The organism is Streptomyces pyxinae, from assembly GCF_024756275.1.
Classification (GTDB): domain Bacteria; phylum Actinomycetota; class Actinomycetes; order Streptomycetales; family Streptomycetaceae; genus Streptomyces; species Streptomyces pyxinae.
In genome coordinates, this window is the sequence record NZ_JANUGQ010000009.1 from 104,344 (window position 1) to 125,098 (window position 20,755).

The 20,755-nt window shown below is 73.2% G+C and carries 21 protein-coding genes and 1 pseudogene; 2 read left to right on the forward strand and 20 right to left on the reverse strand.

What is annotated here, in order from left to right; all coding sequences use genetic code 11:
• Positions 1-28 precede the first annotated feature (28 nt).
• Complete coding sequence (gene rpsB / locus NX801_RS12975) at positions 29-940, reverse strand: 30S ribosomal protein S2 (protein WP_258787751.1); 912 nt, start codon at positions 938-940, stop codon at positions 29-31.
• 276 nt (positions 941-1,216) lie between these two features.
• Here rpsB and NX801_RS12980 point away from each other — a divergent pair, with 276 nt between their 5' ends.
• Positions 1,217-1,858, forward strand: coding sequence for a M23 family metallopeptidase (locus NX801_RS12980; protein ID WP_258787753.1), 642 nt, complete (start codon positions 1,217-1,219; stop codon positions 1,856-1,858).
• On the opposite strand, the gene NX801_RS12985 is transcribed toward NX801_RS12980, so the two are convergent.
• The 18 genes and pseudogenes from NX801_RS12985 to NX801_RS13075 all read right to left on the reverse strand — a co-directional run bounded on the left by NX801_RS12985 (position 1,859) and on the right by NX801_RS13075 (position 17,321).
• Positions 1,859-2,500 (reverse strand): class I SAM-dependent methyltransferase, encoded by a 642-nt coding sequence (locus NX801_RS12985; RefSeq protein ID WP_258787755.1) that lies wholly within the window; start codon positions 2,498-2,500, stop codon positions 1,859-1,861. It lies immediately after the preceding gene.
• Positions 2,501-2,727: 227 nt separating this feature from the next.
• Positions 2,728-3,288: a TetR/AcrR family transcriptional regulator gene (locus NX801_RS12990; RefSeq protein WP_258787899.1), complete on the reverse strand. Its 561-nt coding sequence runs from the start codon at positions 3,286-3,288 to the stop codon at positions 2,728-2,730.
• Between the two features lie 53 nt (positions 3,289-3,341).
• A complete protein-coding gene (gene whiG, locus NX801_RS12995; RefSeq protein ID WP_258787757.1) occupies positions 3,342-4,178 on the reverse strand; it encodes an RNA polymerase sigma factor WhiG in 837 nt (278 codons plus the stop codon).
• A gap of 296 nt (positions 4,179-4,474) precedes the next feature.
• Positions 4,475-5,737, reverse strand: a complete 1,263-nt coding sequence (gene dprA / locus NX801_RS13000; RefSeq protein ID WP_428986138.1) for a DNA-processing protein DprA — start codon at positions 5,735-5,737, stop codon at positions 4,475-4,477.
• Between the two features lie 512 nt (positions 5,738-6,249).
• A complete protein-coding gene (locus tag NX801_RS13010) occupies positions 6,250-7,863 on the reverse strand; it encodes a YifB family Mg chelatase-like AAA ATPase (protein ID WP_258787759.1) in 1,614 nt (537 codons plus the stop codon).
• A complete protein-coding gene (locus NX801_RS13015; RefSeq protein WP_258787761.1) occupies positions 7,863-8,225 on the reverse strand; it encodes a YraN family protein in 363 nt (120 codons plus the stop codon). Before NX801_RS13015 ends, NX801_RS13010 begins: the two co-directional genes overlap by 1 nt.
• A 229-nt stretch (positions 8,226-8,454) precedes the next feature.
• Positions 8,455-8,763: a DUF2469 domain-containing protein gene (locus NX801_RS13020; protein ID WP_258787763.1), complete on the reverse strand. Its 309-nt coding sequence runs from the start codon at positions 8,761-8,763 to the stop codon at positions 8,455-8,457.
• A 66-nt stretch (positions 8,764-8,829) separates the two neighbouring features.
• A complete protein-coding gene (locus tag NX801_RS13025) occupies positions 8,830-9,399 on the reverse strand; it encodes an NUDIX hydrolase (protein ID WP_258787902.1) in 570 nt (189 codons plus the stop codon).
• A 4-nt stretch (positions 9,400-9,403) separates the two neighbouring features.
• Positions 9,404-10,162, reverse strand: coding sequence for a signal peptidase I (lepB, locus tag NX801_RS13030; protein WP_258787765.1), 759 nt, complete (start codon positions 10,160-10,162; stop codon positions 9,404-9,406).
• Between the two features lie 208 nt (positions 10,163-10,370).
• A complete protein-coding gene (gene lepB / locus NX801_RS13035) occupies positions 10,371-11,468 on the reverse strand; it encodes a signal peptidase I (protein ID WP_258787767.1) in 1,098 nt (365 codons plus the stop codon).
• Positions 11,452-12,597 carry a signal peptidase I gene (gene lepB / locus NX801_RS13040; protein WP_258787768.1) on the reverse strand — a complete coding sequence of 382 codons (1,146 nt, stop codon included), beginning with the start codon at positions 12,595-12,597 and terminating at the stop codon, positions 11,452-11,454. Before lepB (NX801_RS13040) ends, lepB (NX801_RS13035) begins: the two co-directional genes overlap by 17 nt.
• Complete coding sequence (gene lepB, locus NX801_RS13045; RefSeq protein ID WP_258787770.1) at positions 12,590-13,363, reverse strand: signal peptidase I; 774 nt, start codon at positions 13,361-13,363, stop codon at positions 12,590-12,592. The genes lepB (NX801_RS13040) and lepB (NX801_RS13045) overlap by 8 nt, the downstream gene beginning before the upstream one ends.
• A 297-nt stretch (positions 13,364-13,660) precedes the next feature.
• The gene (gene rplS, locus NX801_RS13050; RefSeq protein ID WP_258787772.1) at positions 13,661-14,011 is read right to left on the reverse strand and encodes a 50S ribosomal protein L19; all 351 of its coding nucleotides are present in this window, start codon (positions 14,009-14,011) and stop codon (positions 13,661-13,663) included.
• 129 nt (positions 14,012-14,140) lie between these two features.
• On the reverse strand, positions 14,141-14,962 hold the full coding sequence (gene trmD, locus NX801_RS13055) for a tRNA (guanosine(37)-N1)-methyltransferase TrmD (RefSeq protein ID WP_258787773.1): 822 nt from the start codon (positions 14,960-14,962) through the stop codon (positions 14,141-14,143).
• Positions 14,963-15,156: 194 nt separating this feature from the next.
• Positions 15,157-15,741 (reverse strand): annotated as a pseudogene (gene rimM / locus NX801_RS13060) (ribosome maturation factor RimM); the annotation flags it as partial.
• Between the two features lie 145 nt (positions 15,742-15,886).
• Entirely contained in the window at positions 15,887-16,126 is a 240-nt protein-coding gene (locus NX801_RS13065; protein WP_258787774.1) for an RNA-binding protein, read from the reverse strand.
• 2 nt (positions 16,127-16,128) lie between these two features.
• The gene (gene rpsP / locus NX801_RS13070; RefSeq protein WP_258787775.1) at positions 16,129-16,572 is read right to left on the reverse strand and encodes a 30S ribosomal protein S16; all 444 of its coding nucleotides are present in this window, start codon (positions 16,570-16,572) and stop codon (positions 16,129-16,131) included.
• 155 nt (positions 16,573-16,727) lie between these two features.
• On the reverse strand, positions 16,728-17,321 hold the full coding sequence (locus NX801_RS13075) for a hypothetical protein (RefSeq protein WP_258787776.1): 594 nt from the start codon (positions 17,319-17,321) through the stop codon (positions 16,728-16,730).
• Between the two features lie 549 nt (positions 17,322-17,870).
• On the opposite strand from NX801_RS13075, the gene NX801_RS13080 reads away from it, so the two are divergent.
• Positions 17,871-18,731, forward strand: coding sequence for a class I SAM-dependent methyltransferase (locus NX801_RS13080; RefSeq protein ID WP_258787777.1), 861 nt, complete (start codon positions 17,871-17,873; stop codon positions 18,729-18,731).
• 396 nt (positions 18,732-19,127) lie between these two features.
• Here the strand turns inward: NX801_RS13080 and ffh are convergent, their stop codons facing one another.
• On the reverse strand, positions 19,128-20,678 hold the full coding sequence (gene ffh, locus NX801_RS13085) for a signal recognition particle protein (RefSeq protein WP_258787778.1): 1,551 nt from the start codon (positions 20,676-20,678) through the stop codon (positions 19,128-19,130).
• Between the last annotated feature and the right edge of the window lie 77 nt (positions 20,679-20,755).

Consider the following 20,755-nt stretch of genomic DNA (forward strand, 5'->3'; position numbering starts at 1 on the left):
TCTCCTGCACGACCTGCGACCGGGAAGGTCAGGCCTGCTGCTCGGCGGCCGGAGCCTCGGCGGCGGGGGCCTCGGCAGCGGGGGCCTCGGTGGCCTCGGCCGGCTTCTCGGCCTCGGCGGCAGGCGCCTCGGCGTCGGCGGCCGGAGCCTCGTCCGCCTTCTTCTCGCCCTCGAGCAGGTCGCGCTCCCACTCGGCGAGCGGCTCGCCCGCGGCCTTCTCGCCCGGCTTCGAGTCACCGGTGGCGACGCCGGAACGGGCGATGAGGCCCTCGGCGACGGCGTCGGCGATCACACGGGTGAGCAGGGTGACGGAGCGGATGGCGTCGTCGTTGCCCGGGATCTTGTAGTCGACCTCGTCGGGGTCGCAGTTGGTGTCGAGGATCGCGACGACCGGGATGTGGAGCTTGCGCGCCTCACCGACGGCGATGTGCTCCTTCTTGGTGTCGACGATCCAGACGGCGCTGGGCACCTTCTGCATCTCGCGGATACCACCGAGGGTCTTCTCCAGCTTGGCCTTCTCGCGCGAGAGGACCAGGAGCTCCTTCTTGGTGAGGCCGGAGGCGGCCACGTCCTCGAAGTCGATCGCCTCAAGCTCCTTCAGACGCTGAAGGCGCTTGTAGACGGTGGAGAAGTTGGTGAGCATGCCGCCCAGCCAGCGCTGGTTGACGTAGGGCATGCCGACGCGGGTCGCCTGCTCGGCGATCGCCTCCTGCGCCTGCTTCTTGGTGCCCACGAACATGATGGAGCCGCCGTGCGCGACGGTCTCCTTGACGAACTCGTAGGCGCGGTCGATGTACGACAGCGACTGGAGCAGGTCGATGATGTAGATGCCGTTGCGCTCGGTGAAGATGAAGCGCTTCATCTTCGGGTTCCAGCGACGGGTCTGGTGACCGAAGTGGACGCCGCTCTCCAGCAGCTCCCGCATCGTGACGACGGCCATGGCCGTATCTCCTTGATTTCTCGGTTGTGTCCTGACGCCCCGGTCGCGCTGCTGCCACGAGGGACCGAAGAGCGCTGCCACGGCCGCCGGCCGGCTCTCGCCTGGCTTTCGACAGTGATGGCGGGGCGTGCGAAGTCGACCCGGTGACCCGGATCGCCAGAAGAAGTGTACGGGACCCGGACAGTGCCGGGTGACGGCGTTGTCCACAACCGACCGGTACTCCACAGATCCGGCCCATGATCACCGGCCCGCCCGCTTTCGCGGGAAGCTCCTCCCATGCACCGCATCACGCTCCTCCTGGCGCTCGCCGCCGCCCTCCCGGGCCTCGGCGCCCCCGCGTCCCCGCCGTCCCCCACCCCGGCTCCGGTTCCGGCTCGGACCCCGGCCTGGGTGCCGGCTCCGGCCCGGTCGATCCCGGCCCCCGCACCCGCGGAGGGGACACCCGGGGCACCCGACGGGCCGCCGTCCGGCGTCTGGCCGCTGGGGCCGCCGCGCCCGGCGGTGGTGTGGGGCTGGGAGCCGCCCGCCACTCCGTACGGGCCGGGGCACCGGGGTGTGGACCTGGCCGCCCCGCCGGGTGCCCCGGTATGGGCGGCGGCGGCCGGGCGGGTGACCTTCGCGGGCCCGGTCGGCGGTCGCGGGGCCCTGACCATCACCCTCGCGGCGACCGGCGACCCGCCCCTGCGCGTCACCTACGAGCCGGTCCGCCCCCTGGTGGCCCGGGACTCCCCGGTGGCGGCCGGGCAGCGGGTGGCGGTCACGGCCGCCGGGCGCTCGCACTGCGCCGGGACCTGCCTGCACTGGGGGCTGCGCCGGGGGGACCAGTACCTGAACCCGCTGTCGCTGCTGCCGCCGCACCTGCTGCGGGGCGCGCCGTCCCGGCTGCTGCCGCTGTGGGCGGCCGGGACCGTCCCGTGATCAGGCGGCGGGGCCCTGGCGGCGGGCCAGCAGATGGGCGTCGAGGAAGCCCCGCTCGGAGGCCGGGTCGTGGAGCAGCCTGGCGGACGTGACGAGCCCGGCCCCGGCCAGCGCCTCGGCGAACCGGTCCGCAGGCCAGCTGTAGGCGGGCGCCACCTTGTGGTCGAAGCGGACCGGCTCCGGTCCCCCGGTCGCGAAGAACGAGACCAGGAGGAGGCCCCCCGGCGCCAGGACACGCGCCTGCTCGGCGAGGAGCGCGGGCAGTTCGCCGGGCGGTGTGTGGATCGTCGAGTAATGGGCCAGCACTCCGCCGAGCGTGCCGTCCGCGACCGGCAGCGCCTCCATCCGCGCCTCGTCGAACCGCAACTCCGGATGGGCCCGCCGGGCGTGGTCGACCATGGCCGGGGAGAGGTCGAGCCCGAAGGCGTCCAGGCCCAGGTCGCGCAGCATGGCCGTCAGATGTCCGGGCCCGCATCCGACGTCGGCCGCCCGAGGGTTTCCCGTCCCGCGCACCAGTTCCGCGAAGGTGCCGACCATGGCCCGCGCGAACGGCCGCGTCTCCAGCCGGTCCGCGAAGAGCGACGCGTACAGCTCGACGACCCCGTCGTAGGCCGCCCTGGTCCGGTCCTGGTGCTCCACCACGGAGAGGACGCTAACAGCCGCCTCCGTACGGAGCCCTGCCACGGCCCCGCACCGCCGGCGGAGTGGCGGCGGCGGACGGGCAGTAGTGGCGACGGCGCCGGAGGAGTGGCGACGGCGGTGACGGTGGAGACGGTGGAGGAGGAGGAGGAGGTGGGTGGGAGGGGGCGGGGGGGCGGGGGGGGAGCCCCCCGGAAGGCCGGGACTGTGTGGAGAGGCGGGGCCTCGGGTCAGGTGCCCCGTACGCCGTGGAGCGCCATGGAGACCGCTGCCTCCGCGATGGCCGACGGGTCCTCCGCCGCGCCGAGCTCGATACGGCGGACCGCGGCGTCCACGACGCCCTGGAGGAACATGGCGGTCAGGCGCGGCTGGGGCTGGCCCAGGTCTCCGAGGGCTTCGACGATCATGGCGACCAGGCCGCCGTGGGCCGCGCGGATCTTCTCGCGTGCTCCGTCGTCCAGTTCGCTCGCGGAGATGGCGACGACGGCGCGGTGGCGCCGGTCGCCCACCAGGTCGAGCTGGCGGCGCACATACGCCTCGATCTTGCCCTCGGGGGTGTCGGCCCCCGCCATCGCAGCCTCCACCTCGGCCGCCCAGACCGGGAAGTCGACGGCGCAGAGCTCCTCCACGACGGCGCCGCGCGAGCGGAAGTACTCGTAGACGGAGGACCGGGCGAGGCCGGTGCGCTCGGCGAGGGCCGGGAAGGTCAGGGCGTCGGTCCCGCCTTCGGACAGGAGGGAGCGCGCGGCGTCCAGCAGGGCGGCGCGCTGCATGGTCCGGTGCTCGGCCACGGAGGCCGCTCGAATCCTGGGCACGGCTCCACTCTACGACCGCTCGTTCGACGTCAGCGCCCCACGTCGGCAAGCTTGGCCCTCAATTGGAGCACCGACTTGGTGTGGATCTGACTGACCCGGCTCTCGGTGACACCGAGCACATTGCCGATTTCCGCGAGGGTGAGGCCCTCGTAGTAGTAGAGGGTGACGACGGTCTTCTCGCGGTCCGGCAGGGTGTTGATGGCACGGGCGAGTAGGCGGCGCAACTCCCGGTCCTCGGCGACCTCGACGGGATTGTCCGCGGCGGTGTCCTCCAGGGTGTCCATGAGGCTCAGCCGGTCGCCGCCCTCGCCGCCGGCGTGCAGCAGCTCTTCCAGGGCGACGACGTTGGCCAGGGACAACTGGCTGAAGACGCCGTGGAGTTCCTCCAGGCCGATGCCCATTTCGGCGGCCACCTCGCCTTCCGAGGGGGTGCGCCTGAGCTGGGCCTCCAGGGTGGCGTAGGCGCGTTCCACGGCGCGGGCCTTCTGCCGTACGGAACGCGGGATCCAGTCGAGGGCGCGCAGTTCGTCGATCATCGCGCCCCGGATGCGGGTGATGGCGTAGGTCTCGAACTTGATCGAGCGGTCGATGTCGAACTTCTCGATGGCGTCGATGAGGCCGAAGACCCCGGAGGAGACGAAGTCGGCCTGCTCCACGTTGGAGGGGAGCCCCACGCTGACCCGGCCGGCGACGTATTTCACCAGGGGTGAGTAGTGCAGGATCAGCTGTTCCCGCAGCCGCTCGTCACCGGTGTCCTTGTACGACCGCCACAGCTCTTCGAGCGACGAGGGCGCGGGCGGCCGCACGGCGGCCCGGGCGGCAGGGGGCACCGCCCTGCGGTCGGACCCGGAGGTGTGCTGGGGCATGCGTCGCCTTGAGCCGTTCTGCTGTGGGGTGCGGGAAGCGGGCGGGGTGAGCCACGGGGCGGGCGCGGGACGGGACGGGGGCGCCGGTGAACACGGCGCGTGGAAGCGGTAATTCTGATGAGCGTAGCGTGACGAAGCTGTCGCTTTGCGCGAAGGACGCCCGATCGTGACGGACTCCGGGTGGGTCATCGGCCGCGTCTTCGAATGGGGCCGGCGGTGCGGGTGCCGGCGCTCCGGGGGCCGCCGGGGAGGCTGCGAGGGTCATCGGCATCACCTTTTCACCCGAATGCCCCAGGTCAAGCACCGCCTCGCCGGGCATTCGGACGGCGTGCGGCGCGGGGCGCCAGGGCCCACGCGGCTCCGTGTCGCTCGACATGGCCGAGGGAGTGGAGTTCGTACAGCCTGCCGAGTGTTTCGTCAACGCTGGTGCCGGCGGCGCGGGCGAGGTCGGTGACCGTGGCGGTGGTGCCGGGTGACGGCAGGGCGTCGAGCACCCGTGCGGCGGTCGGGGCGAGCAGGTCTCTGGGGAGCAGCGGGCCGCGCCGTCGGGGCGCGAGGTCGCCCATGTCTCCGACGTGTTCCGCGATCTCGGCCGCGTCGGTGACGAGGAGGGCGTCTCCACGCAGGAGTTCATGGACGCCGGCGGAGAGGCCGCTGGTGACGGGCCCGGGGACGCCCATGGTGAACCGGCCGAGCCGCTGGGCGTGCCGGGCGGTGACCAGGGAGCCGCTGCGGTATTCGGCCTCGACCACGACGGTCCCCCGGGTGAGGGCGGCGATGACCCGGTTGCGGAGGACGAACCGGCTGCGGGTGGGGTGGTCACCGGGCGGCAGTTCCGCGACGATCAGCCCTTGTTCCGCGATGCGTTCGACGAGCGCCGCGTGGCCGCGCGGGTAGGGGACGTCGACTCCGCAGGCCAGGACGGCGACGGTGGCCCCGCCGGCGGCGAGGGCACCACGGTGCGCGGCGCCGTCGATGCCGTAGGCCGCCCCGGAGACCACGACCCAGCCGCGTTCGGCGAGTCCGGTGGCGAGGCCGGCGGCCACATGGGCGCCGTAGGGAGTGCAGGCACGGGCGCCGACGAGGGCGACGGAACGGAGCGCCCAGTGGCGCAAGTCGGGTCCGCCGCGTACCCAGAGGCCGAGGGGGCGGGTGTCGCCCAGGTGGTCGAGCTGGCTGGGCCACTCCGGGTCGCCGGGGACGACGAAGCGTCCGCCGCAGGCGGCGACGGCGGCCAGGTCGGCCTCGGGGCGGGCTACCGCGGCGCGGGCCCGGAGCCCTTCGAGGCGGCGTGGGCTCACCCCGGCCAGTTCGGGGTCCTGGCCGGTCCGGGTGGTGAGCCGGGTGAGGAGTTCGACCGGTCCGAGTCGGCGGAGCCAGCGTCCGCCGTGCTCGTCGCCCGGTTCGAGGATCCGGGTGAGGGCGGCGCGGGCGTACCGCTCGTCGGTGGGCACGGCGGTCGGCCGGGTGGCCTCCCCGGCGACCGGGGCCGTCGCACCGGCCCTGCCGGGGCCGGTGGCCCCGGCGGGTACGGAGGTCCGGCCGGCCCCGGCGGTCACAGTGCTGCCGGGGGCCTGGGGGACATCGGGCTCCTGGGCGGTTCCGGGGGCCGGGGCGCTACCGGTCTCCCGGGTGGTACCGGTCTCGCAAGCGGTACTGGGGACCCGCGCGGCTCCGGGCGCCGGGGCAGTGTCGAGGACCGGAGCGGCGCCGGGCGCCGGGGCAGCGCCTGGTGGGGGTGCCTGATCGGTGTCGGCTCCGGGGAGGCCGAGGCCGACTGGATTCCGCCCTCCGGCCGGTCGCGGCGGGGCCGGGTGGTAGTGGGCGGCACCCCGGGCGCTCTCGGTGCTCTCCGGGGCCCGGATGATCGCGGCCCCGGTCCCGGCGCTGCTGGCCTCGGTGCTGCCGGCCCCCGCCCCGGTGCTCCCGGCCCCGGTGCTGCCGGTCCTGGCGCTGCTGGTCTCGGTGCTGCCGGCCCCGGCCCCGGCGCTGCTGGTCTCCGTACTGTTGGTCCCGGTGCCGGCGGTCTCGGTGCCGGCGGGCGGGTCGGCTGCTCCGGGGTGCCGGGTGCTCATCGGGCCTCCGTGGTGGCGAGGGGGACGCCGCGGGTGATGCCGGTGCGGAGCTCCAGGGCGAGGTGGATGTCCTGGACCTCGGGGCGGTCGCGTCCGGCGAGGTCGGCGAGGGTCCAGGCGGTCCGGAGGACGCGGTCCAGGCCCCGGGCGGTGAGCAGGCCTCGTTCGACGTCCCGTTCGGCGGCGGCCAGGGCACCGGGGGCGGCCTGCCAGCGGGTGCGCAGCTCATGGCCGGGCACCTCGCAGTTGACGGTCCAGGGGGTGGCGGCGAGCCGGGCGGCGGCCCGGGCGCGGGCTTCCTGGATCCGGGCGGCGACGGTGGCCGAGGTCTCGCCCCGGCCGCCCTGGCCCATGAGGTCGGCGCGGCTGACCGGCTGGACCTCGACGCGCAGGTCCACTCGGTCGAGCAGGGGCCCGGAGAGCCGCGCTTGGTAGCGGCGGATCTGTGAGGCGGGGCACTCGCAGCCGGCGCCGTGCAGGGTGTGCCGGCCGCAGGGGCAGGGGTTGGCGGCGAGCACCATGAGGAAGCGGGCGGGGAGGCGAACGACTCCGGCGCTGCGGGCGACGACGACATGGCCGGATTCCAGGGGCTGGCGGAGCGCGTCGAGGGCCTTGGCGGAGAACTCGGGCGCTTCGTCCAGAAAGAGCACGCCTCGGTGAGCGAGGGAGACGGCGCCGGGTCGGGGCAGGCCGTTGCCACCGCCGACCAGGGACTGCATGGTCGCGGAGTGGTGCGGCGCGCAGTAGGGCGGCCGGTGGACCAGGGGTTCGCCGGGTGGCAGGAGGCCGGCCACCGAGTGGACGGCGGTCACCTCCAGCGCCTCCTGCCGGGTCAGGGGCGGGAGCAGGCCGGGGAGCCGTTCGGCGAGCATGGTCTTGCCGGCTCCGGGCGGTCCGGAGAGCAGCAGGTGGTGGCCGCCGGCGGCGGCGACCTCCAGGGCGAGCCGGGCTCCGTGCTGGCCGGCCACGTCGGACAGGTCGGGTCCGTCGCCCGGGTCGGGGGCGAGTCCGGTGCCGACGCCGGCGCCGGGGACGAGCAGACCGGCCAGCATCGCGTCGGGCCGGCCCTCCTCGTCGGGTGGCTCATGGGGGACGGGTTCGTCGGCGAGGACGGCGATCAGCTGGCGCAGGGTGCGCACCCCGAGCACGGAGACGCCGGGTACCAGGGAGGCCTCTCCGGCGGTCTGCTCGGGCACGACGACCTGCTGGTATCCGGCCTCGGCGGCGGCGAGCACGGCGGGCAGCACGCCCCGCACCGGGCGGACCCGGCCGTCGAGACCGAGCTCTCCGATGAGGACGAGGTCGGCGATGGTCCGGGGGTCGATGCGCTCGGCCGCGCCCAGCACGGCGCAGGCCACCGCGAGGTCGAAGCCCGAGCCGCCCTTGGGGACGGAGGCGGGGCTCAGTCCGACGGTCAGCTTTTTCTGGGGCCACTCCGCTCCGGAGTTGACGATGGCGGCCCGGACCCGGTCGCGGCTCTCGACGAGGCTCTTGTCGGGCAGGCCGACCAGGGTGAAGGCCGCGACTCCGGGTTCGAGGTCGGCCTGGACCTCGACCACCACGCCTTCCACACCGACCAGGGCGACCGAGCAGGTGCGGGCGAATCCCATCAGGCCACCCCCCGCACGTGCTGCACCTCGGGAGCGCCGCGCCGGGGTAGCAGGACTCCGACGACGTCGATGCGCAGGCCTCCGGGCGGCGGGCCGCCGTGCCGGGCGAGCCAGCAGGCGGCGAGTTGTCTCAGCCGCTCGGTCTTGGCCGGGGTGACAGCGGCCAGGGGGTGCTGGAAGGCGCCCGTCCGGCGCGTCTTGACCTCGCACACGACGAGGGTGTCGCCGTCCCTGGCGACGATGTCGATCTCACCGGTCCGTCCGCATCGCCAGTTGCGTGCGAGCACCGTCATGCCGGCCTCGCCCAGCCGGCGCGCGGCCAGTCGTTCCCCGTATCGTCCCAGGGCGTCCGTCGTGGTCATCGGGCACCACCTCCGCCACCGACTGTGACGGAGGGCCGCGAAGCTTGTGGATCTTGGTGGACAACCGGCCGGTTGGGGACAACTTCGCCACCCGTGGCGGTGAATCGGCCCGTCCGGTGGCCCACCGTGAGCCACCGGTCGGGCGGCACTCACCGTCGCCGGCCCGGTGCGCGCCTGTCGCCTCGATACGCGGCCCGCCCCTGGGACCCGGCCCTGGAAGTCCTGGGCGTCAGCTGCCCGGGAGTTCGAGGTCGCTCTTGTTGAGCTCCTCGATGTTCACGTCCTTGAAGGTCAGTACGCGGACCTTCTTCACGAACCGGGCGGGACGGTACATGTCCCACACCCATGCGTCGGCCATGGACACTTCGAAGAAGACCTCGCCGTGCACCGAGTGCACCTGCATCTCGTAGTCGTTGGTGAGGTAGAAGCGCCGTTCGGTCTCGATCACATAGGTGAACAGCCCGACGACATCGCGGTACTCCCGGTAGAGCTTCAGCTCCATCTCGGTCTCGTACTTTTCGAGGTCCTCGGCGCTCATGGCATGTTCCCCTTCAGCCGTGCGTGCCCCCATTGTGCGCCAGCGAGCGGCGTGCCCCGGTCGCCCTCAGGCGTATTCCGGCGGCAGCACCACCGGCGTACGCGGAGGGCCCTCGACGAGCAGGGTGCGCAGCAGCTCGGCGAGTCGTGTCGGATACACCGTCTCACGCGTCGTGGAGACTTCGGCGGAGGTCCACCACCTCAGCCCCGCGACACTGCGCGACTCCAGCTCGGTGAGCCGGCCGGGGGCCACCTCCGTCCGGGTGGTGCGGGCCAGGTAGTACCACTCGTCCTGGTGCCAGCGCCGTCCGGCGAACGGAAACGAGCAGGTCCGCCGCCAGAGCAGCGGGCCGAGCCGGACACCGGTCAGGCCCGTCTCCTCGGCCAGTTCGCGCAGCGCCGCCTCCTCGCGGCTCTCGTCGCCCTCCAGACCGCCGCCGGGCGTGAACCACCAGGTGGTTCCCGGGTCGTCGGGCTCGTACCCGTGCATCAGCAGGATCCGGTCGTCCGGGTCGAGCAGTACCACCCGCGCCACCTTCCGCAGCGCTGTCCCGGAGGGCTCCCCGGAACCGGAGGGCTCCCCCGGCCCGGGAGGCCGCCTGGGCTCACAAGGCTCCTCCGGCCCGGAAGGCGCCATCGGCTCAGACACCGGCGGTCCGCTCGGCCAGGGCACCGGCCCGGGTGCGCCGCCGGGCCAGCGCACCGGCCACCGGCCCGTACGCCGCGCCCAGCAGGACGAGAACCGCTCCCGTCGCCACCGCGCCGGCCACGATCCGCACCGGGCCCGGCCGCGACACCCCGCCCGGCAGCGCGGCGAAGCCGTCGGGCCGCTCCACCGTGTCCAGACCGGTGAACGGCCAGGCGACCGCGTCCACCCGGGCCGTGACCGCCGAACGCGGCACCGAGCCCTGTTCCTGATCCTTCAGATGGATGCGGGAGTCCAGGGAGACCCAGCGCTGGTCGCCGAGGAGGAAGAGGTGTCCGTCGGGAACCGTGGCGGAGAAGTTCGTCGGCGACGCCTGTCCCGGGGAGGAGAGATACGGCTCGGGGACCGGCGTGCCGTTGACGGTGAGCCGGCCGCCGGTGCCACAGCAGGAGATCTTGTCGCCGCCGACGCCCACCACCCGCTTGACCATCGGGGTGTCACCCCAGAGCGTGTCCCGGAACACCACCACGTCACCGCGCCGCACCTCGGCGCCGTCGATCCGCTGGGCCAGGATCCGGTCGCCGGGACGGAGTGTGGGAACCATCGAATCGCTGGGCACGGTGTAGGGCCGGTAGACGACGGCTCCCCAGGCGAATCCGCCGAGGAAGAGGAGACAGCCCACGGCGACGGCCAGCCCCGACAGCACGGCGCCGGCCCGGCCGCGACCGCCGACCGGGTGTTGCGTACCACTCATACCAGCGCTCCCCGCCTCGGACCCCGACCTCCGGACGGCACCCTACCCGCGAGGCATTACCCGGCGGTACGCCTGGCAAGACACCGGACCGCCGCCCCGGCGGTGCGGGACGGCGGTCCGGTGCTGCGAAGGCCCGCGGCGGTCCGGTGCTGCGGAAGCCGGGGCCGCCGCCGGGCCGGGGCCCCGGCCACGGGTCCCCCGGCCGGTGTCAATCCCGTTCCGCGAGGCGCTTGCGGCGCCAGAGGACGAGCGGCAGCGCGCCGGCCAGGCCCAGCGCACCCGGGCCGGCCGCGGCGGCAGCGGCGGCGCTCAGCCCCTGCTGCGCGAAGGTGTCCGGCTCGGGCAGGGTGGCCCAGCGGGTGGCCGGCCAGGCGACCACGATCGCGCGCCCCACGACGTTCCCGTTCGGGACGGTGCCGTTGCCCTCCAGGTCCTGGTGGTACCGGGAGTCCAGGGAGTTCTGGCGGTTGTCGCCCATCACCCAGATCCGGCCCTCGGGCACCTTGATCGGGCCGAACGGCTGGTCGTCGCAGGGGGTGGAGCCGGGGTAGATGTACGAGGACTCCTCCAGCGGCTTGCCGTTGACGACGACCTTGCCGCCCTTCTTGCAGCTCACGGTGTCCCCGCCGACCGCGATGACCCGCTTGATCAGGTCCTTCTCGTCGGAGGAGGGCATCAGGCCGATCCAGCCCAGGAACCGCTGGAGCGGGTTGGGGTCGGGGGTCGGCTCGTTCTCCAGCCAGTGGCCCGGGTCGTTGAAGACGACGACCTCACCGCGCTGCGGCTCGGAGCCGAACCAGGGCGTCAGCTTGTCCACCAGCACCCGGTCCCCGCGCTGCAGGGTGTTCATCATCGAATCCGACGGGATGGAGAACGCCTGCACCAGGAAGGTCTTGATCAGCAGCGCGAGCACCAGCGCGATACCGATCAGCAGCGGAAGTTCCTTCCAGAACGACCGCTGTTTCTTGGCTCCGCGCCGCTCACCGTCCTCCGGCCCGTCCGTGGCCTCGGCGCCCTCGGCACCCTCTGCGCCCCCGGAGCCGTGGCCGCCACCCCGGTGGCCGCCGTCGCCGTGGCCGCCTGCGCCATGGGGGCCGTCCCCGGGGCCGCCGAAGCCCCCACCGCCATGGCCGCCGCCATGGCCGCCGGCTCCGGATCCACCGGGTCCGCCCGCGCCACCGGCGCCGTCCCCGGAGCCGTACGCGCCGGGGCCGTACGTACCGGCGTCGTACGCGCCGGCGTCGTAACCGGTGGTGTGTCCGCCCGCGCCGCCGGATGCGCGGCCGCCGTCAGCGGGGCCGGTCACGTCCACGAGGGGCTCGGGTGACGCGCCGGCGGAACCGGGAGACCGCCCGGCGAACCGCCCCGGCCTCTTCTCGGGCTCGTCTCGTCCGGATCGAGCGCCGACCGCCAAATCCCCCACATCCACTCCTCAGTCCGTACAACCGCCCGCCCCACATCAGGGGAAGGCCCACCACTCCCATAACGAGCGGGAGTTCCGCAGGGGTCGGGAGCCGGATCAATCCATTGGGATTCCGGGGGACCACACTATGCGACGCACCGCCCGCCACCGCCGCGCCGCCCGGTGGGTCCGGAGCCGGAGTTCCGGAGGTCCCGGCCGCTCCGGCGGGCGGGTCCGGCACCGAGCCGAAGGTGTCCCGCGCCTCCAGACCGCGCCAGTGGGCGAAGGGCCAGGCGATCACCACGGCCCGGCCCACCACCTGGTCCTCGGAGACCGTGCCCTGGTACTCCTCGTCCAGGTGGAAGCGCGAGTCGGCGGATCTCTCCCGGTGGTCGCCCATGACGAAGATCCGCCCGGGTGCCACCTTCACCTCGAAGGGAATGGTGGAGGGGACGTTGCCGGGGTGCAGATAGGGCTCGTCGAGGGGCGCGCCGTTGACGGTGACCCGGCCCGCCTTGTCGCAGCAGGCGACGGTGTCCCCGCCGACCGCGACCACCCGCTTGATCAGGTCCTGCTCGTCGTCGGAGGGGAGCAGGCCGATGGCGGCCAGTCCCTCCTTGATCTGCTTGACGCCGACCGGATCGTCCTTCTTCCGGGCGTTCTCCTGCTGGAGCCAGCCGCCGGGGTCCTGGAAGACGACGACGTCCCCGCGCTCCGGCTCGCCGCCGAACCACGGGGTCAGTTTGTCGACCAGCACCCGGTCGTCGACCCGGATGGTCTGCTCCATGGAGCCCGAGGGGATGACGAACGCCTGCACCAGAAAGGTCTTCAGGACCAGCGCGATCAGCAGGGCGACCGAGACCAGCAGCGGGATCTCCTTGATCGCCGAGCGCTGCCGGCGCCGCTTCACCTTGCGCGCCAGCCGCCGCCGTTCGGCACGTCCGGGCAGTGGCCGCCCGCCGTCGGTGGGCCGGGAGCCGGTGGGCAGCCGGGTGTCGGCCCGGTGACTGCCCTGTTTGCCGCGCCTACCCATGGGCGCCCCCGCCCCGCCCGGCCGCGCCGTGGCCCGGCCCGGTCCCGGGCTCCGGTACGCGGTCGAAGGCGGCGGTCGGTTCCGGCGCGGACCAGTGGCCGACCGGCCAGCCGATCCAGTCGACGCGGCCGATCACCCGCTCCACCGGGACCATGCCGCCGCCCGGGGAGCCCAGCAGGTCGCGGGAGTCGTGGGAGCGGTCGCGGTGGTCGCCCATCATCCAGAGGGTGCCGTCGGGTACGACGATGTCGAAGGCCACCCGGGAGGGGGCGTCCCCGGGGTGGACGTACGGCTCGGTCACCGGGGTGCCGTTCACCTCGATCCGGCCCGTCCGGTCGCAGCACGTGACCCGGTCGCCCCCCACTCCGACGACCCGTTTCACGAAGTGGGTCACGGGCGGCTCGGCGAGGCCGACGGCCGCGGCGGCGTCCCGGAGCAGTCCGGTGACCGGATTCCGCTCGGGCGGCTGCTGGATGAAGGAGTCTGTGCCGTCGAAGACCACCACGTCTCCTCGTGCGGGCCGGGAACCGGAACGGTATGCCACCTTGTTGACGAGAACCCGGTCCCCCACGTTCAGTGCCGGCTCCATGGAGCCGCTCGGGATCTGGAACGGCTGCACCAGGAAATGGCTGACGAGCAGCAGGGACACGGCACAGACGGCGCCGATGAGCCCGGCCCCGCGCCAGGAGCGCAGCGGCGGGAGGAAGCCGCCGGCCGCCCGGCGGCGGCCCTTCCGGCCCCCACGCTCACCGGTCGTACGGCTCATGGGCTCGCCCGGCTCCCGCCCCGCATGCTCACCCGCCGTACGGCTCACGGGCTCGTCCGGCGACCGGTCGCGGCCCCCGGCACCGTCCGGCTCCCGGCCCTCCGGGGAGCCACCCGCCGTACGGCTCGCGGGCCCGCCCGGCGACCGTTCCGGGGCTCCGGCACCGGAACGCACGGAGCGCGGCCGCTCCTCCGGTTCGGAGGGGCGGCCGCGCTCGGTGTGCTGTGCTTCGGTGTCCATCGGGGGAAGAGCCTATCCGGCCACCCGGTGAACCCGGTCGCGTGTGTGAGCCGGAGCTCAGTTGTCGCGCTTCTCCTTGACCTTGGCGGCCTTGCCGCGCAGCTCGCGGAGGTAGTACAGCTTGGCGCGACGGACGTCACCGCGGGTGATCAGCTCGATCTTCTCGAAGATCGGGCTGTGCACCGGGAAGGTGCGCTCGACGCCGACGGAGGCGGAGACCTTGCGGACCGTGAAGGTCTCGCGGACGCCCGCGCCCTGGCGGCGGATGACGACGCCCTTGAACTGCTGGATACGGGAGCGGTTGCCCTCGATCACGCGGACGTGGACGTTCACGGTGTCGCCGGGGCGGAACGCCGGGACGTCGGAGCGCAGCGAAGCGGCGTCGACGGAGTCGAGCAGGTGAGACATGATGTTCTGCTTCCTCGCCGATGCCACAGGTCATCGGCGGAATGTCGTGAGACGTAGGAGTGCCGTTCGCGTCGGACGGGCGTCGTGTCCCCCTGTGGCAGGGGCGCACGCCGGACGCACAGCAGCGGCCTATTCTTCCACGGCCCCCGGCCTGCGCCAAAATCGGCCGCCGGGCTCCGGGGCCCAGCCGAGCAGGGAGAGGATCTCCCGGTCCTTCTTGTCGAACGCCGCCGGCTCGCAGCGTTCGAGCAGATCGGGCCGGTTGCGGGCGGTGCGGCGCAGGGCCTCGTCCTTCCGCCAGCGGGCGATCTTCCCGTGGTGTCCGCTGAGCAGCACCTCCGGGATGTCCCGGCCGCGCCACTCGGGCGGCTTGGTGTAGACGGGGCCCTCCAGCAGATTGGCCATGGCGCCGGGGGCGAAGGAGTCGTCCCGGTGCGACTCGGCGTTGCCGAGGACACCGGGCAGCAGCCGCGCCACGGCCTCGGTGACGACCAGGACGGCCGCCTCGCCGCCGGCCAGGACGTAGTCGCCGATGGAGACCTCGTACACGGGCATCCGGGTGGCGTACTCGTCGATCACCCGGCGGTCGATGCCCTCGTAGCGGGCGGGGGTGAAGATCAGCCAGGGCCGCTCGGAGAGTTCGACGGCGAGTTCCTGGGTGAAGGGCCGCCCGCTGGGGGTGGGGACGACGAGTACGGGGTCGTGGGCGCCCGTCTCGTAACCGTCGGCGAGCAGGTCGTCGAGCGCCTCGCCCCAGGGGCCGGTCTTCATGACCATGCCCGGGCCGCCGCCGTACGGGGTGTCGTCCACGGTGTTGTGCCGGTCGTGGGTCCAGTCCCGCAGGTCGTGGACGTGCACGCCCAGCTGTCCACGGGCCCGGGCCTTGCCGACCAGCGAGACGTTCAGCGGTTCCAGGTACTCGGGGAAGATCGTGACGACGTCGAGGCGCATCAGCGAGCGCCCCCGCCGGTCCCGGGCTCCGTCCCCCGGTCCGTACCCGGGTCCGTCATCCGGCCCGTCCCTCGGTCCGTCTCCCGGTCTCCCGGGTCCGCGGCCGTGCTCCCGGTCCCGGCCGCACCCCCGGCCGCGTCCGTGCCGTCGCCCGCACCCGGGCGCTCGTCCGCGCCCCGGCCCTTGCCGGCGCCCTGGTCCTCGCCCGCGCCCCGGTCCTCGCCGGCGTCACCGTGCGGCTCCGTGTCCCGCGCGGAGGCGATCTCGGCGCGGTCGTCGATGAGACCGGGGGGCGGAGCGATCACCGCCTGCTGTGCGGACAGGTCGATGTCGGTGACGATCTCCTCGACGAACGGGATCAGCACCTCGCTCCCGTCCGGGCGCTCCACCACGAACAGGTCCTGGTAGGGCAGATGACTGATCTCGGTGATCCGTCCGACGACGGTGCCGTCGGCGAGCAGCACATCGAGGTCGACGAGCTGGTGGTCGTAGTACTCGTCGGGTTCCTCGGGCCGTTCCTCGGGGTCGACGTCCGCGATCAGCAGGGTGTTGCGCAGCGCCTCGGCGGCGTTGCGGTCGCGGACGCCCGCGAAGCGCAGCAGCAGCCGTCCGCTGTGCACCCGCCCGGTCTCGATGGTGAGCGGCCCCGCGGCGGCCGGATCCGTGGTGAGTACGGCGCCGGGGGCGAGCCGCAGCTCGGGCTCGTCCGTCCGGACCTCGACGGTGACTTCACCCTTGATGCCGTGGGCCCGGCCGACCCGGGCGACTACCAGCTGCACTGCTCTACCGCTCTCCTTCTCCGGAAACTGCCGGAACCAGCGAAACTTCCCACGGAACACCGGGACCGACGGGACCCGGGCCCGGATACGCCACGGGCCGGGGCGGGCCGCAGCCCTCCCCGGCCCGTGCCGGTGTTCAACGTGCTCAGCGGACGTGGTCCACGTCGACCAGGTCGACGCGGATTCCCCGACCGCCGAGGGCACCCACGACCGTGCGCAGGGCGCGTGCGGTGCGGCCGTTGCGGCCGATCACCTTGCCGAGGTCGTCGGGGTGCACCCGGACCTCCAGCACCCGCCCGCGGCGCAGGTCGCGCGAGGCGACCTGCACATCGTCGGGGTTGTCGACGATGCCCTTCACAAGGTGTTCGAGAGCCTCGTCGAGCATGCTCAGCCCTCGGTCGACTCGGTGGACGCGCCCTCGGCCTCGTCCGCCTTCTTGTCGGCCTTCTTGGCCTTCGGGGTGATGGCCTCACCCTTGCTGTCGTCACCCTCGAGCGCCTTGGCGAAGGCGTCGAAGGAGGCACGCTTGTCCTCCTTGGTCGCCGGGGCCAGCAGCGGCTTCTCCGGGGCGGGCAGGCCCTTGGCCTTCTGCCAGTCGCCGGTGAGCTTCAGGATGGCGAGAACCGGCTCGGTCGGCTGGGCGCCGACGGACAGCCAGTACTGCGCGCGCTCCGAGTCGACCTCGATGCGCGAGGGGTTCTGCACCGGGTGGTACAGACCGATCTCCTCGATGGCCCGGCCGTCACGGCGGGTACGGGAGTCGGCGACGACGATGCGGTAGTGAGGCGAACGGATCTTGCCCAGACGCTTCAGCTTGATCTTGACTGCCACGGGTGTGGTGTCTCCTGGTCTTGACGTGGGTGGGCACAACGACATGCCACGTGGGGTTGTGGTACTCGCGTGCCCGATGGACGCGTCAGCCGGAGGAGAGAGGGGTCCTGTGCGACTGTCGAGTACAGCAGGCCATTGTGCCACACCGCGCGAGGTCACCCCGCCGCGCCCACCTTTTCCGGGATCCGGAACGGCTTGCCGCAGCCGCCGCACATGATGGGCGCCTGGGCGAGCACCGACGGGACGACCCGTACGTTGCGCCCGCAGTCGCAGACGGCCTTGACGCGCACACCGCCGCCGGACGAGCCGTGCCGGGCGGCCGGCCCCCGGAAGGAGCGCTTGGTGTCGGCGGCCGTCGCCACCGTGTGGGCCCGGAGGGCGCGGTGCAGCCGCTCCATCGTGGGGCGGTAGCGGCGCTTGGCCTCGGGGTTGAGTGTGACCAGGGAGAAGCCGCTGCTCGGGTGCGGCTCCTCGGAGTGGTCCAGGCCCATCTCCTCGGCGATCGCCAGAAATCTGCGGTTGTGGTAGCGGCCGGCGCGGGAGGTGTCGCGGACACCCCGGGCGGCGGCGATGCCGTGGACTGCCTCGTGGAGGAGTCGTTCGAAGGAGAGCTCGGCGCCACAGGCGGACGAGGACTCTCCGATCAGGGCTTCGGGCGCGGCGAGATCCGGCAGCTCGGGGTGGTGCCGCTGAATGTCGGCCCACGCCTGTGCCAGCTCTGCGGCGAGAACAGGTGGTGTCGTGCTCACGTCGTGACAACGAGCCGGGGCGGTATCGGGTTCCATTCCGGGGCATCCCAAATAATTTGCACGTACCAGTCAGTCGGTACAGTCGGCATGGTTCCGGGTCCGCGGCCGGTCCTTCGCGCCGCGTGCGGGATGTCCGCACGGCCCGCACCTGGGTGGTGCGTTCGGCGCGCGCGCCGAGCGCCCGCGAACCCTCACGTACGCCGGGAGGCGACGGGTTCCGGGCAGGGGAAAGCCCCGGCTGCGAGCCGCCGTCGGCGCACGGGGCGACAGTACCGCCGGGCGGCTCCGGCGCGCTGCCCGGACCGGCTGCCATGGCGGGATTCGCTCCGCGCCTCCACTATGGGAGATGTTCGCGCCGGGCCCACGGGAGACGCTGGTACGCGCCCGGGGGCGCACGACCGGGGCACGCAAGCATTCACTTCCCACCCCTGGACTTGGGGACGGATGCGGAGTTCCCTGGCTTACGGGGAGTGCGCGCGCGAACACGGGGGCTGTCCATCAGGGCTACAGACGCACAGGAGCAATTCTCGGCGGATTGGGGCGCTTTCGATGACACCTATGCTCGTCCGGCACCACCCCCTCCCTGGCTCGGTCCCTCCGGCGGACGGGCCCGGCCGCGCCCGCGACTGGGCGGAGATCCAGGAACGCATGCTGGTACCGCTCTACGAGGCGGTCTACCAGCATCTGGACGTCGGCACCGGTACGCGGCTCCTGGGCGTCGAATGCGGTTCGGGACTCGCCCTCCTGATGGCGGCGGCGCGCGGCGCGCAGGTCACCGGCGTGGACACCGACCACGCGCGGGTGGACCTGGCGCGCGAGCGGCTGCTCCCCGACTCCGGTGGCGCCGGGCGGCGCCGGGGCGGTACGCGGCTGCTGTACGGCGCCCCGGCCGACCTGGCGGAGGCCACCGACCCGGCCCGCCCGTACAACCTGGTCACCGCCTTCCAGCCGATCGGCTGCACACCCGGTGACTCCGAGGGGCTGGTCCCCGCCCTGGGGGCGGCCGTGCGCCAGGCCGAGCGGGGCAGCGCGGTGGTGCTGGCCGGCTGGGGGCCGCCGGAGCGATGCGCCACCTCGGCGGTGCTGCGGGTGGCGGGCCGGCTGACCGAGCGGCTGCGCACCGGGACGACCTGGCGGCCGGCGCTCCGGGACGACCTGGAGGAGGTGGCCGCCAGGGCGGGGCTGAAACCCGACGGTTCCGGGCGGGTGGCCTGCCCCTTCGGCTACGCGGACCTGGCCAGCGCGGTACGCGGGCTCTTCTCGACCGGGCTCTACGACGCGGCGATACGGGCGTCGGACCAGGCCACCGTGGAGAAGGAGGTCGTGGAGGCGCTGCATCCGCACATCCGGCCGGACGGCACGGTCTGGATGCCGAACGTCTTCCGCTATCTGGTCGCCCGCATCCCCTGACCCGGTCCGCCCCGCCCCGGTCCGGCCCCGGTCCGGTCCGGCATGACCGCCGGCCCGGCATGATCACCGGGCAAGGGGATGCCGACCCGGGGCGCACGGCCGGGGGCGCCCGTCCGGGTACGCGTCCCGGTGGCCCCCGCCCCGGCGCAGGCGTACGGCCCCGCACGCGGAACGGAGCCGTGCGGGCCGTACGGGCGATACCGCGACGCGCGAGGTATCGGCCCACCGACGGGTCGGCACATACGGCGATCGGCACATACGGCGGTCGGCACACGCGGCAGTCGGTACACACGGCGGCCGGCGCACCCCACAGTTCGGTGCATACGCCGCGAGGGGCGCCCATCCACCCGGACGGACACCCCTCGCCGTGCTCGCCGGGACGGGCCCGGCAGGGCCTCAGCCCATGAACTTCTTGAACTCCTCGGGCAGTTCGAAGTCCTGCCCCGGCTGACCCTCCGGCAGGCCGAAGGCGCCGCCCTGCTGGGCCTGCTCGCGGCGGGCGGCGGCCGCCTGCTCCTCGGCCTTCCGCTTCATCGGGTTGCCGCTCTTGCGCTTGCCCTTGGCCTGCTTCTGCTGCTTCTTCTGCCGGCCGGCGCCACCGCCCATGCCCGGCAGGCCGGGCATCCCGGGCATGCCGCCGCCCTGGGCCATCCGGGACATCATCTTGCGGGCGTCGAAGAACCGCTCGACCAGGTTCTTGACCGCGCTGACGTCCACCCCGGAGCCCCGGGCGATCCGGGCCCGGCGGGAGCCGTTGATGATCGTCGGGTCCTGGCGCTCGGCCGGCGTCATCGACTTGATGATGGCGGCCGTGCGGTCCACGTCCCGCTCGTCGATGCTGTTGATCTGCTCCTTCATCTGTGCCATGCCGGGCAGCATGCCGAGCAGCTTGGAGATGGAGCCCATCTTGCGGACCTGCTCCATCTGGGCGAGGAAGTCGTCCAGCGTGAAGTCCTTGCCCTTGCTGCTCGCCAGCTTGGAGGCCATCTTGGCGGCCTCTTCCTGGCTGAAGGTCTGCTCGGCCTTCTCGATGAGCGAGAGCACGTCGCCCATGCCGAGGATGCGGGACGCCATGCGGTCCGGGTGGAACGCGTCGAAGTCGTCCAGCTTCTCGCCGTTGGAGGCGAACATGATCTGGCGGCCGGTGACATGCGCGATGGAGAGCGCGGCACCGCCCCGGGCGTCGCCGTCGAGCTTGGAGAGGACCACGCCGTCGAAGCCGACGCCGTCGCGGAACGCCTCGGCGGTGTTGACGGCGTCCTGGCCGATCATGGCGTCCACGACGAAGAGGACCTCGTCGGGGCTGACCGCGTCCCGGATGTCGGCCGCCTGCCGCATCAGCTCCTGGTCGATGCCGAGCCGGCCGGCGGTGTCGACGATGACCACGTCGAACTGCTTGGTCCTGGCGTACTCGATGGAGTCCTTGGCGACCTGCACCGGGTCACCGACGCCGTTGCCGGGCTGCGGCGCGTAGACGCCGACGCCGGCCCGCTCGGCCACCACCGAGAGCTGGTTGACCGCGTTGGGGCGCTGGAGGTCACAGGCGACCAGGAGCGGCGCGTGGCCCTGGCCCTTGAGCCAGTGGCCGAGCTTTCCGGCGAGGGTGGTCTTACCGGCGCCCTGGAGGCCGGCGAGCATGATCACGGTCGGCGGGTTCTTGGCGAACCGGAGGCGGCGGGTCTCGCCGCCGAGGATGCCGACGAGCTCCTCGTCGACGATCTTGACGACCTGCTGGGCGGGGTTGAGGGCCTTCGAGACCTCGGCGCCGAGCGCCCGCTCCTTGATCTGCTTGATGAAGGCGCGGACGACGGGCAGCGCGACGTCGGCTTCCAGCAGCGCGATACGGATCTCGCGGGCGGTGGCGTCGATGTCCGCCTCGGACAGACGGCCCTTGCCCCGGAGGTTCTTGAATGTCGCTGCGAGGCGGTCGGAGAGGGTGTCGAACACGGCGGTCGCGGATCCTCGGGTGTAGGTGGCGGGCGGACAGTCGCCCACCAGGGTATCCGGACGGCCGGGATACGGAT

Bases quoted from the DNA above. Each gene is read 5' to 3' on its own strand.
- rpsB (WP_258787751.1), bottom strand. From the start codon at position 940: ATGGCCGTCGTCACGATGCGGGAGCTGCTGGAGAGCGGCGTCCACTTC.
- NX801_RS12980 (WP_258787753.1), top strand. From the start codon at position 1,217: ATGCACCGCATCACGCTCCTCCTGGCGCTCGCCGCCGCCCTCCCGGGC.
- whiG (WP_258787757.1), bottom strand. From the start codon at position 4,178: ATGCCCCAGCACACCTCCGGGTCCGACCGCAGGGCGGTGCCCCCTGCC.
- NX801_RS13010 (WP_258787759.1), bottom strand. From the start codon at position 7,863: ATGGGATTCGCCCGCACCTGCTCGGTCGCCCTGGTCGGTGTGGAAGGC.
- NX801_RS13015 (WP_258787761.1), bottom strand. From the start codon at position 8,225: ATGACCACGACGGACGCCCTGGGACGATACGGGGAACGACTGGCCGCG.
- NX801_RS13020 (WP_258787763.1), bottom strand. From the start codon at position 8,763: ATGAGCGCCGAGGACCTCGAAAAGTACGAGACCGAGATGGAGCTGAAG.
- NX801_RS13025 (WP_258787902.1), bottom strand. From the start codon at position 9,399: ATGGCGCCTTCCGGGCCGGAGGAGCCTTGTGAGCCCAGGCGGCCTCCC.
- lepB (WP_258787765.1), bottom strand. From the start codon at position 10,162: ATGAGTGGTACGCAACACCCGGTCGGCGGTCGCGGCCGGGCCGGCGCC.
- lepB (WP_258787768.1), bottom strand. From the start codon at position 12,597: ATGGGTAGGCGCGGCAAACAGGGCAGTCACCGGGCCGACACCCGGCTG.
- lepB (WP_258787770.1), bottom strand. From the start codon at position 13,363: ATGAGCCGTACGACCGGTGAGCGTGGGGGCCGGAAGGGCCGCCGCCGG.
- rplS (WP_258787772.1), bottom strand. From the start codon at position 14,011: ATGTCTCACCTGCTCGACTCCGTCGACGCCGCTTCGCTGCGCTCCGAC.
- trmD (WP_258787773.1), bottom strand. From the start codon at position 14,962: ATGCGCCTCGACGTCGTCACGATCTTCCCCGAGTACCTGGAACCGCTG.
- NX801_RS13065 (WP_258787774.1), bottom strand. From the start codon at position 16,126: ATGCTCGACGAGGCTCTCGAACACCTTGTGAAGGGCATCGTCGACAAC.
- NX801_RS13080 (WP_258787777.1), top strand. From the start codon at position 17,871: ATGACACCTATGCTCGTCCGGCACCACCCCCTCCCTGGCTCGGTCCCT.